A 12,168-nucleotide genomic window follows, 5' to 3' on the forward strand; every position below is an offset into this window, starting at 1 on the left:
GCGATAAGGAGAAACACGATGAAGGCTGATATTCACCCAGATTACCACCAAGTGGTTTTCGTTGATTCAACTACTGGTTACAAGCTTTTGACTGGTTCAACTCGTACTTCAAACGAGACGATCGAGTTCGAAGGTGCTACGTACCCAATGATCCGTGTTGAAGTTACGTCAGATTCACACCCATTCTACACTGGTAAGCAAAAGTTTACTACTGCCGATGGTGCGGTCGACAAGTTCAACAAGAAGTACGGTTTGGCTTAATTTTAAGCGATTCAATACTGAAAAGACACTCAACCTTGGTTGGGTGTTTTTTTGTGCACACATAAACGGCCGTATAGCAACGTTTGTGACGAATCGACACAGGAACGGATGCAATCAGATAAGATTTACATTTGTTTTGAAATTGGCTGGTGAAAGGTGATTTTTTGCACCTTTTTGCACCTAATCGTTCAACAGTTCGATGGCTTTTTTCACTTCTGATTTCCTCTCAATTTCGAGGTAGTGATAGGTAAGTTTTCATTGTCACTAAAGTCGCGTTGTGACCGAGTCGTTCACTAACATATGCGACGTCAACAACCTTACTGATTAATAGACTGGAATGAGTGTGACGCAAGCCGTGCATAGAAATGTCTTTTGAGCCGATCATCATAGAAATCAACAAACATAGTTGTTGCCTTATCAATTTGATAGCCGTTGTTGAGTCGGATTTTCATGTCATTTTCCCAGGCTGACGCTTCTGTCTTAGTGCGGAAACCGCTCTTTGTTTTACGTTTATTTTTACCATCTAGTTGGTAACTACCACGCAATCGAATGGGGTCGTGCCCCGTCCTAGGACAAAGGATGGACAAAAAACAGACGGCGGTGTTGACTTTAATGTAGAAATAAATCCCTAGCAGGTCGTCAATGACGATTGCTGGGGATTTGTGTAGTAGATAGTGAACGAAAGAAATAGACCCGACTCGACCGTACACACTAGCAGAGGAGAGTCGGGTCTATTTTGCGTTGTGCATATTCGATTGTGTAATTATCAGCAATCTTTAAAAATGCGATCAGCGGTTGGAATTTTTTGCACTAAGTATTAATCCATCCATCAAATGAAACAAAAACCTTTGATTCCCTAATGTTGTTATTAACAATAGCTAGTCACCGGCTGCCACCTAATAGGGATTACGTGCATTGGATATCGAAAATAGTCCTTATCATGGGCTATTTTAACTGCATGGTAGCTGTTTGTAATGGGGTGTTGAGCTATAGACAAAAATAGCCCATTAGCTACAACATATACATACTGTACGCAGTCATAACTAATGGGTCATTTTTTAAATTATTCAGTTGTTATTGCTGGTGCAGAAGGGTGTTACCTTTAAATTTATTTGGTATAAATCTTCGGCGTGATATTTCTGTTATACTAATAAATGTTGGATAGTAAGTAGCATGCAAATCCCTATTTACACAATTTTAAATATAACGAATAGTGAGGATTTGCTATGCTCCAGCATACATTCAATAATGCATTTCAAGAGGTAGGACGGTTGGCGTCCATGCTCTCACCAAATCAAGTGTTCGTAGTTTTGATAGCTATGGTATTTGTGATTGGATTGGCTGTAGTTATGTACAGTCCGGTTCTTATTGCTCATGAAGAGCACAAGGCGGACCAAATTGCAGCCAAGAGCAATAAAAAAGATGGGTATGACCACACATCACACTCATCCATTGACAACACTACTAACGAATAGCATTTATGACACCGCAGGGATCTCGACCTCCTTGCGGTGCTTTTATTTATAGTATTTATTATATCAATTTCGAAATTGAATCACAACAAACATTTATTACAACAATTCAGCTTATTCGCAAGTAGTCTTATTACAAAAATAGCTTAGTTAATAACTAACGAATAATGCGATTACAACCAGGATAATTTTGGTTTTGCAGTTGCCAGAGGGTATAATTGTTCGATACTGAAAAACACTCAACCTTGGTTGGGTGTTTTTGTTCTAGTACAGGAAAGAGAAAAGATATGAAGTTTGAAATTAATCACGTTGTCGATAACATTTTGACTGAACACGAAGATCCCTATGTGGGTTATCAAATGAGTGGGCAAGGGTCCACTGAAAGCGCTGAGAAGTTTTTCAATCGTGAATTGATGACTGAGATTCGTCCACTGGTTGATGAATTGAATGATGATTTAGATGGTACTGGGGTGTTTGAGTTGCACACGGTGCAAGTCTCATACAATGGGGATGAATTGGAATTGCGTTTCAAGGTGCCGGTTGATTTGACTGAAACAGCGAGCTACTTTAACGAGCTAGATGATGGTGAAGAACGTATTGCATCGATTCCAACCACATCAGCAATTCAACTTGCACCACGTACACGTGATGAACAAATGCTATACACGGTTGTTGAAGACCGATTGCAAAGTCGCAAGCGTCGTGTAGCCATGGTAGGTGTTAATCTATCCGATATGGCCGAATTCCTAATGACGATTCCAATGAACTTGGCAAAGTCATATGATGACGCGCTAGTGCGTGGGCAAATCGGACGTCGATAAGAGGCTAACCGACGAATAAATAGGCCAGTCAGAGCAGGGTTTTTAATAATTTCAAGACCTTACTTTTTGTCAGTCGCGGCTATATAATAATGGAGCTTTAAAGAAAGAAGGAAAATTATTAATGGCTAAGACAGCTTTGGTTACTGGTGCAAACAAGGGAATCGGTTATGCGATTGCAACGCAATTGCTACAAATGGGCTACACCGTATTGGTCGGCGCACGTGACGCCGAGCGTGGTGCAGCTGCTGTGAGCGAGTTGCAAGCATTTGGTAATGCAGAATTGTTGTTGATTGATGTTGCTAACTTGGATAGCATCCATGAAGCAGTAGCAAACATCAACGCGAACTACAACGGATTGGATTTGTTGATCAACAATGCCGGTATTTCAGGTGATATGGAACGTACGGCATGGGAGTTCGAAGCACAAGAGTTGCTTGATATCTATAAGGTCGACTTCATCGGACCATACGAGTTGACGAAGGGGCTTTTGCCAGTACTACAAAAGAACAATGGAACGATTGTTAACGTTTCAACGCCAATTGAGCCAGGTAAGTGGTGGCACCCACTTGGTTACATGGCTGCTAAGGCACCGCTTAATGTGATGACGAAGGACTTCGGTCTTGAATTCGAACAAAAGGGTATGCCTGTTGAGATTTTTGCCGTGATGCCAGGTGCTGTTTCAACTGACTTGAACGGCCACATTCAAGGTGACTTCGTTCGTACGACAGAAAATGCCGCTGAACTGATTTTGTCATTCTTCTTTGATGATCAAAACCACAACGGCCAAGTTATCAATGAAGACGGTTCAGTCGTTAACTACAATCCACAACACTAAAAAGAAAACATCCAACACTTTGCGGTTGGATGTTTTTTGTAAAACGAATCAAAATTCGAATTTTTCTTCTGAATATATACACCGTACAATGCATATACCGCAAAAACATGCACGAATACTCAAAAAAGAGTGCAAAAAAATACATTGATGTGCTATGATATTATTCGTTGTCAAAAGGGTTTGCCTTTTGGCTGATGAATAAAAAGAGAATAAAAGAGAAAATGAATTTGTATATGATAGCAAATTTATTCAGAGGAGGGGCAGCGCATGGCAGACAAAAACGCCGCGCCTGATTCGCTAAATCGCGGGTTATCTAAGCGTCACGTGACGATGATTGCGATTGGTGGAACAATTGGAACAGGATTGTTCTTGGGAGCCGGAGACTCAATCAGTCTGACGGGACCATCAATCCTATTTGTTTATTTACTAACAGGAATCTTCCTATATATTATGATGCGTGCCATCGGCGAGTTGCTTTACGCCGATCCGGACAACAACTCATTTGTGGCCTTTGTGTCAAAGTACTTAGGTCCGGGGGCCGGGCACTTTGTAGGTTGGTCATACTGGATTACATTGATTTTGCCAGCCATGGCGGAGTTGACGGCCATCGGGCTATATGTCCAATACTGGTTACCAAATGTGCCAGCATGGTTAATCGAAATTATCGTGATGATTCTGTTGGTGGGGGTTAACCTGTTCGCGGTTAACTTCTTCGGTGAAGCAGAGTTTTGGTTCTCATCAATCAAGATTATTGCTATCCTAGGTATTATCGCAACGGGAATTATTATGATGCTGACTGGTTTCAATGCACCAGGAGCACATGGTGGACCAGTTTCACTAGGTAATATTACGCACAACTTCAAGTTCTTCCCAAATGGTGGGATGAGCTTCATGCAAGCATTCCCAATGGTCTTCTTCGCGTTCGTTGGAATTGAATTCGTTGGTTTGATGTCAGCGGAAACAAAGAACCCACGCGAGGTGATGCCAAAGGTTATCAACACGGTGTTATTCCGTATTTTGATTTTCTACGTGGGGGCCTTGGCAATTATCATGTCAATTTATGATTGGCACTACTTGCCATCAAACCAAAGTCCATTCGTGTTTATCTTTAAGTTAATCGGTATTCACTGGGCAGCAGCGTTGTTGAACTTCGTGGTTTTGACAGCAGCGATGTCAGCCTTGAATACGTTGATTTACTCAGCCGGACGAGACGTTTACGCGTTGGCTTTGGAAAACACAGGGAAGTGGCAATCATACTTCAAGGTGCTATCAATGAAGGCAATCCCATCACGTGCGGTATTGTTCTCAGCAATCTTGATTATGTTGACGCCGATCATCAACGCATTGCCAATCTTTGAATCAGCATTTAACTTCTTCGCATCAGCTACGGCGGCGATTACGTTGGTTATCTACAGCTTGATTATGTTGGCCCACCGCAAGTATCGCGCTAGTGCAGACTACATTGAAGATGGCTTCAAGATGCCTTTCTACAAGATTGCTAGTCCATTGACGCTCGCATTCTTCTTGTTCATCTTCGGAACCTTGTTCTTGGACAAGACCGATATGATTGCAGCCTTTGGTGGTATCGCCTGGACGATTGGTTACGGTTGGTACAGCCACAAGAAGTATGGCATGAAATTTTAAAAACGATTAAACTCACTGACTTTGGTTGGTGAGTTTTTTTCTGGTTTGTTTTTATATTAAAATTCAATTAGAATAAAGAAACGACTAAAAACGGAGGTTATGAGATGACGGACTCATACACAGGTGCGGATTTACGTGCGCTATTGAAAGAACAAGCCTTGCTGGAAGAAACGATGGCTTTGGCAAGCTGGGACCAATTAACTGGGATGCCTAAGGATTCAGGTGAATTTCGTGCGGAACTACAAAGTTATCTAACAGAGAAGTATTTGGGCGTTTCAACTGGTGACCAAGCCAAAGCGTTGGTGGCTTACTTTGATGAACACGCTGCAGAACTTTCTGATGATGAACAAGCTTTGTTTGCGAAGTTTAAGGAAGATTATGAGCGTGATGCGCTTGTGCCAGCTGACGAGTACATTGCTTTTAATAAGTTGAGCTCATCAGCGCAAGACGCGTGGTCAGAGGCTCGTGAGCAAGATGATTACAGCATCTACGCACCGTACCTCCAACAATTGATTGCTTTGAAGCGCAAGTTTATCACGTACTGGCGCAAGGATGAGGCCACACCATATGATGTGTTGCTGAACCAATTTGAGCCTGGCTTGACGGTTGAAAAGTTGGACGCAGTCTTTAACGAAGTGAAGGCGGGCGTAGTGGCCTTGCGTGATCGTTTGGCAACTGAAGGAACTGAGCCAGATGACAGTTTCCTCCACCGTGATGTGGCGATTGCTGATCAACGTGGGTACGTTTGGGATGCCGCAGTTCGTTTGGGCTACGATCCAAACAAGGGACGATTGGACGATACGATTCACCCATTTATGCAAGATTTGAACCGCAATGATGCTCGTATTACAACGCGTTGGGCAACCGATGATTTCCAGATGGCAGTGTTGGGAATTTTGCACGAAGCGGGGCACGGTCTATTTGCACAAAACGTGGCGCCAAAGTGGGATTACACACCATTTAACAAAGCCATTGCGATGAGTATTCATGAGTCACAGTCACTCTTTAATGAAGTGGTCATTGGTCGTTCAGAAGCCTTTTTGCGCCATGATTACCCAATTATGCAAGCAGCCTTCCACGGTGTCCTAGATGATGTAGATTTTGAAACGTTCTACAAGGGTTGGATGAAGACACAAGCCAGTTTGATTCGTACGGAAGCTGATCCATTGACATATCCATTGCACATCATCATACGCTATGAAATTGAGAAGGCCATCTTCAATGATGACATCTATGTCGAAACGTTGCCTGAGTTGTGGAATGCCAAGTATGAAGAGTATCTTGGTATTCGACCACCGTCAGATTTGACAGGAATCCTACAAGATATCCACTGGGCTGGGGGCGACTTTGGTTACTTCCCATCATATGCATTGGGCCACTTGTATGCTGCCCAATTCCGTCATGAGATGGCGAAGACGTTGGATATTGATGCCTTGCTTGAAGCCGGTGACACTCAACCGTTGTTCGACTGGCGTAGGGAGCATGTGTGGCAATATGGGGCTTCAAAGACCCCATCACAAGTATTGCGTGATGCTACCGGCGAAGACTTGAACCCACAATACTGGTTGGACTTGCAAACACGTCGTTATTTGCAAGCTTACAACATTAAGTAAATAACTGAAGGTGATATTTTAAGGCCGTGAATTTCTTGAGACAGATTCAAGAGATTCACGGCCTTTTATGTTTGGCTTGTGCTTCACTGAAGTTTGGTTTTTGGTCGGTTCATTATGATTGCAAACAATCGAAAGAGAGGCAATCCTTATGACAAAGACTAATAATTCGGCGGCCGTGATTCTCATTCCGGCCTATGAACCAACAGAAAATTTCATTACCGTGATGATGAACCTGCAGGCAGTGACCAATCGTCCGGTTGTTGTAGTGGATGATGGATCAGGCATCCACTACCAAACAATCTTTGCGCAAATCGAAGAGCTAGTTGCCACGGTACTAGTACATGACCAGAATCGCGGTAAAGGTGTGGCTCTTAAAACAGGTATTAAGTATGTCCAAACAGCATTTCCCAACACAGCTGGCATTGTGACAGCCGATTCAGATGGTCAGCACGCCATTTCTGACATTATTCGGATTGCGGAAAAGCTGGAAACGGGAACAGATGACTTGATTCTGGGTGTCCGTAATTTTGAAAAGGGGGCTGTACCGCCCAAATCTTACTGGGGTAACAAATTAACCAGTAAGATGACGCAATTTGCAACGGGGTTAGTCATACCGGATACCCAAACCGGCTTACGTGGTTTGCCTCGCAACACATTATCAGCGATGAGCGAGATTAGTGGTGACCGATTTGAATATGAAATGAACATGTTGCTGGAGTCACAAGAACGGGACATCGGTCTAGCACTGGTGCCAATTCAAACTATTTATGAGGGTAACAATGAAGGTACCCATTTTCACCCAATTCGTGATTCCTTATTGGTCTACAAACGCTTTTTGAAATTTGCCTTCTCATCATTGAGTTCGGCGATGGTTGATATTGCGTTGTTTGCAGTTTTGCTGCTGACCTTGTTTAAAGGGGCTTCCACAATGAGTTTATTAGGGGCATCGGTGCTGGCTCGATTCATCTCTGGTATTTTTAACTTCATCCTTAATCAACGATGGGTGTTTAAGTCACAAAATACGACTGGTGATCGTCGCCGCTATGTCGCATTATTTACCTTTCAAATGGTCTTATCAGCAGGCCTATTACAGTTGGTGGATACGTTTATTCCGCATCCAGTGCCGGTAAAAATAATGGTAGATACCTTAATATTTGTTGGTAGCTATTTAGTACAAAAGAAATTGGTTTTCAAATCACGAATGGAGAGAACGCATGAAGCGTAAGTTAACGTTAGTGACATCCGCAATTTTGACGGTTTATACGAGTTTTACACTGGTTGATACGTTTATGATACAGCACAGTGGTACAGCAATTGCGACGAGCACGCAAACCGTCAAGACAACTGCGAAGAAAGATTCAAGTACGGTCAAAAAGACGGCCACGTCCTATGAGGATAGTCACATGAGTATTAACGTCACAACCGAACGGGTTGATGGCACAACGGTCTACGTGGCGGACATAACAGTCGATGATCCAAGCTTGTTACAAACGGCCTTGGCTAATAATACATATGGGCGTAACTACACTGAAAAAACGTCATCGATGGCAAGCGAGCATAATGCGATTTTTGCGATTAATGGTGATTATTATGGTTTCCGCGATACTGGTTATGTTGTGCGCAATGGCACATTGTATCGCGATACTGTGGCAACCGATACGGATGCGTTAGTTATTGATAGCGACGGCAATATGAAGTCAGTTAATCAGAGCGATGAAACGGCGAGTGAACTACTTAAAAATGGTGCCCAGCAGGTACTAAGTTTTGGCCCAACGCTGGTTGAAAACGGCAAAGTGACGGTCTCTGAAGACGCTGAAGTTGGTCAATCACAGGCTTCTAATCCACGTACCGCAATTGGACAGGTTGGTAAAAATCATTACGTGGTGGTGGTTTCTGATGGTCGAACGTCTGAATCGACAGGGCTGTCTTTGTATCAATTAGCAAATGTCATGAAAAGTCATGGGGCAACCTACGCCTACAATTTGGACGGCGGGGGATCATCAACCATGGTGCTCAATGGCAAGGTGATTAACAATCCAGTTGGTGGATCTGGCCAGTCTAGTGAACGGGCGGTGTCAGATATGTTGTACTTTGGCTACAGTGAGTAAGGAGGGAACATGGCAAAATATCAAACGGCGTTTAAGTGGTTGGGTGTGACAGGATTTATCTTTGTTTTCCACCTGATTTACAACTATTTCGGTCACGGGGTACAGTCGTCAAAAATGAATTGGGCATGGTTAGTACCCGCAGCGGTGTTGATTTGGCAAGTATTGGTGGTAACCATTAAGCCAGCAATTGCCCAATCCCCAAAATACAAAACGTTCTGGGCGTGGGGCAATTTGGCCACTTGGTCGGTCATCATTGCCTTGATCGTCGCGGGTATCTTAGAAATTGCCGGGACGGGCTCGACCTTTATTGTTGGGTACTATGTTATTTCAGCGTTGCTATTAATTGGTGGTGTATTTCAAACAATTAAATCGGCCTAACGTGGATAGATCAGTCAAATGGCTGGTCTTTTTTAATTCACAAATTTTAAGTTTGACATTAGCTCCCTTGAGTGAAGCTTTAAGGTTCAACCGGCATAGTAATAGTACAAATTATCGAGGTGAAAGAAAATGATGAAAAATAAAAAAGCAGTCGCAACGATTGGTGTGCTAGGCGTAATGGCGCTAGGTGGTGCTAGTTATGCGGTGATGCAATCAGATACTGACGACACGAATACCGAAGTAGCAAAAACAGCTAGTGCCAAAAGCTCATCGACGACCACCACGAATAAGCTCGCTGTAACAGCTTATCCAACCGCAGCGCAAACCGGCGATGCATCTGGCAAGGTGACGGCCGATGGTACGGTGGATTTATCTAAGATGAAGGCAACTGGATCTGGTGTAAAGGTGTCCGATAAAACCATCACGATTTCTAAGGGTGGTACGTATTACGTGACAGGATCAGCGAGCGATGCACAAATTGTCGTTGATGCCGGTGACAAGGATGAAGTCACAATCATTATGAACGGCGTGAATCTGACATCGACGACTGGTCCAGCTATCTATGAGAAGAACGCGGACAAGACCATTATTTCATCAGCAACCAATTCAATTAATTTGATTGACGGTGGCACAATTGCTGATACCGACGAGGAGAAAGCAGCCGTTTATGCAACGCACGACTTAACCTTTAAGGGTGACGGTGTGGTCGCAATTAATGGTGATTCAAAGGATGCGGTTTATACCAAGGATGATTTGAAAATCAAGTCAGGTACGGTGTTTGCCAAGGCAATTAAAGACGGTTTAGTTGGTCATGATTCGGTGCACATTACCGACGGTACGGTTAACGTATCAGCTGGGGATGATGCGATTGAATCAAATCAAGACAACGACGAAAATAAGGGCTTGGTTGAAATTACTGGTGGAGACGTTACAGTCGCCACGGGTACGGAAGATGGTAATCATGGTATTTCGGCCGAACGTAAACTGGTGATTTCAGGCGGTAAGGTTGCGGTCACAAGTTCATATGAAGGTATGCAAGCCAATGAAATCGATATCGATGGTGGTGAAACCACGATTAGTAGTACGGATGATGCGGTGAATGCCTCAGGTAGTTACAAGACACCGATCTTGAATATCACGGCGGGTAAGCTTGTCTTCCTTGCTGGTGGTGACGGCCTTGATTCAAACGGGGACATCACAATGTCAGGCGGTACGGTCGAAGCGATGATCAGTTCATCACCAGACAACGAGGCAGTCGATTTGGATGGCACGTTGACCTTTACTGGCGGTACGGTGCTCTACGGTGGAACTGGCACTGGAGCAACTTTTGATAACGCCTATGTGAAGTTGCCAAGTGGCGTTAAGCAGGGTGACAAGGTAACCGTAGTTGATGATGCAAACAAGACGATTGCAAGCTACACGGTTAACGCTGATGGTGACACGGTTGCTGTTGCATCGACCGACATTAAGTCAGGTTCTACCTATAAGGTAACGGTGAACGGGACGACGACTGAAGTGACGGCTGGTAATGGTTTGACTGAAGGAATGGCTGGTGGTGGGCCGGCCGGTGGCATGCGTTAGGACTGATTGGTGAAAATATGCAAGTTTTCAATCGATATGAAGTGAAATATATTATTACCCAAGCGCAGTACGAGGGCATTTTGCAGGCGTTGCTTGCAGCTGAACAGATGCGTCTAGATCGTTACAACCAAACGGGAGAATCGTATCCCATTCAATCGCTTTATTATGCATCAGTAACGGATGCCGTCTCACAGCAGGCATTGCGATTGGAACCCAATGAATTTAAACAGCGACTCCGCATGCGATCTTATGGACCGGCGAACGCGGATAAGCCGGTTTTCTTGGAGATTAAAAAGAAGTTTTTGAAGAAAACCTATAAGCGACGCATCACGGTTGATTATGAAACGGCGAATCGCTTCTTGGCTGCCGGTGACTTACCGGATAACCAAATCGGTCGGGAAGTCCTAGCGTTGGCCCGCAAACAATTGCAACCGGTGATTAAGGTAGCGTATGAACGAGTTGCGCTTCATGCGACGTCATGCGATAGCGATTTACGGATATCGTTCGACACCAATATTAGGACGTCGACACGCGATTTGAGTATTTCAAGCCAAACAATCGGGGCGACCTTGTTGCCGGCTGGAATGGTATTGATGGAGATTAAAACCGAGTTGGGGATGCCAACATTTCTCCGCCGAATAGTTGCTGATTATCAGTTACGTCCCACAAGTTTTTCAAAATTTGAACGCGGCCTAAAACGTAGCTTCCAAGCGAGCGACGAGACTTACACAGACATTTTACAAAAGGAAATTGCACATGCTTAATTCAATTTTTACAACGAGTAGTTCTGGCACGGCGATTACATTGCCAACGTTTATCATTGCGATGGTCACGGCCATGGTACTAGGACTCGTAACAGCCTTGGTTTACTTGAAAACTTATAATTCAAGAGTGTCACCACAAAAATTCTCATTCACATTGGTCTTATTGCCAGTTGTGATTGCCGTCATTATTATGCTGGTGGGTAATAACGTCGCCCGTGCCTTTTCATTGGCTGGTGCATTCTCGATTATCCGCTTCCGTTCAGCGCCTGGTGACCCAGCTGAAATTACGTACGTGCTATTAACGATGGCTATTGGTTTGGCATCTGGTTTGGGTTATATCGCGTATGCTGTGATTGCGGCCACATTATTGCTATTGGCAATGTTGCTGATGAATATGATGGACTTTGGTGGGCACGCAACGACCGATCAATTGCTCAAGCTAACGGTGCCAGAAGATTTGTACGACAAACAAGAAGTGGAAGCCATTTTGACTGAATACACCGAAAAGTTTATTCTGAAGCGTATTAAAACCACTGAACTGGGGTCATTGTTCGAGTTGCAATATTTGCTAAGCATGAAGCAAGGCATGGACGATAAAGCCTTTATTGATGCCCTACGTACAGCGAATGGTAATCTCGGTATTGCGATGCAATATAATCTAATCGCCGATGAATATTAAAGAAATCTCATT

At 43.8% G+C, this 12,168-nt stretch carries 13 protein-coding genes; 11 read left to right on the forward strand and 2 right to left on the reverse strand.

Annotated elements, in window-relative coordinates; all coding sequences use genetic code 11:
* Positions 1–18: 18 nt before the first annotated feature.
* Complete coding sequence (locus ACAW68_02910; protein XGA16524.1) at positions 19–261, forward strand: type B 50S ribosomal protein L31; 243 nt, start codon at positions 19–21, stop codon at positions 259–261.
* A gap of 226 nt (positions 262–487) precedes the next feature.
* Here the strand turns inward: ACAW68_02910 and ACAW68_02915 are convergent, their stop codons facing one another.
* Together ACAW68_02915 and ACAW68_02920 are read right to left on the reverse strand one after the other, a co-directional pair.
* Positions 488–649, reverse strand: a complete 162-nt coding sequence (locus ACAW68_02915) for a tyrosine-type recombinase/integrase (protein ID XGA16525.1) — start codon at positions 647–649, stop codon at positions 488–490.
* Entirely contained in the window at positions 579–971 is a 393-nt protein-coding gene (locus tag ACAW68_02920; protein XGA16526.1) for an Arm DNA-binding domain-containing protein, read from the reverse strand. Before ACAW68_02920 ends, ACAW68_02915 begins: the two co-directional genes overlap by 71 nt.
* Positions 972–2,020: 1,049 nt before the next feature.
* Between ACAW68_02920 and ACAW68_02925 the strand changes: the two genes are divergently transcribed.
* The 10 genes from ACAW68_02925 (at position 2,021) to ACAW68_02970 (ending at position 12,156) form a co-directional block, all read left to right on the forward strand.
* Positions 2,021–2,554 carry a hypothetical protein gene (locus ACAW68_02925; protein XGA16527.1) on the forward strand — a complete coding sequence of 178 codons (534 nt, stop codon included), beginning with the start codon at positions 2,021–2,023 and terminating at the stop codon, positions 2,552–2,554.
* A gap of 121 nt (positions 2,555–2,675) precedes the next feature.
* On the forward strand, positions 2,676–3,389 hold the full coding sequence (locus ACAW68_02930) for an SDR family NAD(P)-dependent oxidoreductase (GenBank protein ID XGA16528.1): 714 nt from the start codon (positions 2,676–2,678) through the stop codon (positions 3,387–3,389).
* Between the two features lie 267 nt (positions 3,390–3,656).
* A complete protein-coding gene (locus ACAW68_02935; GenBank protein ID XGA16529.1) occupies positions 3,657–5,033 on the forward strand; it encodes an amino acid permease in 1,377 nt (458 codons plus the stop codon).
* Positions 5,034–5,137: 104 nt separating this feature from the next.
* Positions 5,138–6,646, forward strand: a complete 1,509-nt coding sequence (locus ACAW68_02940; protein ID XGA16530.1) for a carboxypeptidase M32 — start codon at positions 5,138–5,140, stop codon at positions 6,644–6,646.
* A gap of 148 nt (positions 6,647–6,794) precedes the next feature.
* Positions 6,795–7,871: a GtrA family protein gene (locus ACAW68_02945; protein ID XGA16531.1), complete on the forward strand. Its 1,077-nt coding sequence runs from the start codon at positions 6,795–6,797 to the stop codon at positions 7,869–7,871.
* Positions 7,861–8,754, forward strand: a complete 894-nt coding sequence (locus ACAW68_02950; protein XGA16532.1) for a phosphodiester glycosidase family protein — start codon at positions 7,861–7,863, stop codon at positions 8,752–8,754. Before ACAW68_02945 ends, ACAW68_02950 begins: the two co-directional genes overlap by 11 nt.
* 9 nt (positions 8,755–8,763) lie before the next feature.
* Positions 8,764–9,132, forward strand: coding sequence for a hypothetical protein (locus ACAW68_02955; GenBank protein ID XGA16533.1), 369 nt, complete (start codon positions 8,764–8,766; stop codon positions 9,130–9,132).
* A gap of 129 nt (positions 9,133–9,261) precedes the next feature.
* Entirely contained in the window at positions 9,262–10,713 is a 1,452-nt protein-coding gene (locus ACAW68_02960) for a carbohydrate-binding domain-containing protein (protein XGA16534.1), read from the forward strand.
* 17 nt (positions 10,714–10,730) lie between these two features.
* Positions 10,731–11,477: a VTC domain-containing protein gene (locus ACAW68_02965; GenBank protein ID XGA16535.1), complete on the forward strand. Its 747-nt coding sequence runs from the start codon at positions 10,731–10,733 to the stop codon at positions 11,475–11,477.
* Positions 11,470–12,156 carry a DUF4956 domain-containing protein gene (locus ACAW68_02970; GenBank protein ID XGA16536.1) on the forward strand — a complete coding sequence of 229 codons (687 nt, stop codon included), beginning with the start codon at positions 11,470–11,472 and terminating at the stop codon, positions 12,154–12,156. The genes ACAW68_02965 and ACAW68_02970 overlap by 8 nt, the downstream gene beginning before the upstream one ends.
* The last annotated feature ends 12 nt before the right edge of the window (positions 12,157–12,168 follow it).

Source organism: Weissella confusa (assembly GCA_041871065.1).
Lineage (GTDB): Bacteria > Bacillota > Bacilli > Lactobacillales > Lactobacillaceae > Weissella > Weissella confusa_A.

Bases quoted from the DNA above. Each gene is read 5' to 3' on its own strand.
- ACAW68_02910 (XGA16524.1), top strand. From the start codon at position 19: ATGAAGGCTGATATTCACCCAGATTACCACCAAGTGGTTTTCGTTGAT.
- ACAW68_02915 (XGA16525.1), bottom strand. From the start codon at position 649: ATGATGATCGGCTCAAAAGACATTTCTATGCACGGCTTGCGTCACACT.
- ACAW68_02925 (XGA16527.1), top strand. From the start codon at position 2,021: ATGAAGTTTGAAATTAATCACGTTGTCGATAACATTTTGACTGAACAC.
- ACAW68_02930 (XGA16528.1), top strand. From the start codon at position 2,676: ATGGCTAAGACAGCTTTGGTTACTGGTGCAAACAAGGGAATCGGTTAT.
- ACAW68_02935 (XGA16529.1), top strand. From the start codon at position 3,657: ATGGCAGACAAAAACGCCGCGCCTGATTCGCTAAATCGCGGGTTATCT.
- ACAW68_02940 (XGA16530.1), top strand. From the start codon at position 5,138: ATGACGGACTCATACACAGGTGCGGATTTACGTGCGCTATTGAAAGAA.
- ACAW68_02945 (XGA16531.1), top strand. From the start codon at position 6,795: ATGACAAAGACTAATAATTCGGCGGCCGTGATTCTCATTCCGGCCTAT.
- ACAW68_02950 (XGA16532.1), top strand. From the start codon at position 7,861: ATGAAGCGTAAGTTAACGTTAGTGACATCCGCAATTTTGACGGTTTAT.
- ACAW68_02955 (XGA16533.1), top strand. From the start codon at position 8,764: ATGGCAAAATATCAAACGGCGTTTAAGTGGTTGGGTGTGACAGGATTT.
- ACAW68_02960 (XGA16534.1), top strand. From the start codon at position 9,262: ATGATGAAAAATAAAAAAGCAGTCGCAACGATTGGTGTGCTAGGCGTA.
- ACAW68_02965 (XGA16535.1), top strand. From the start codon at position 10,731: ATGCAAGTTTTCAATCGATATGAAGTGAAATATATTATTACCCAAGCG.
- ACAW68_02970 (XGA16536.1), top strand. From the start codon at position 11,470: ATGCTTAATTCAATTTTTACAACGAGTAGTTCTGGCACGGCGATTACA.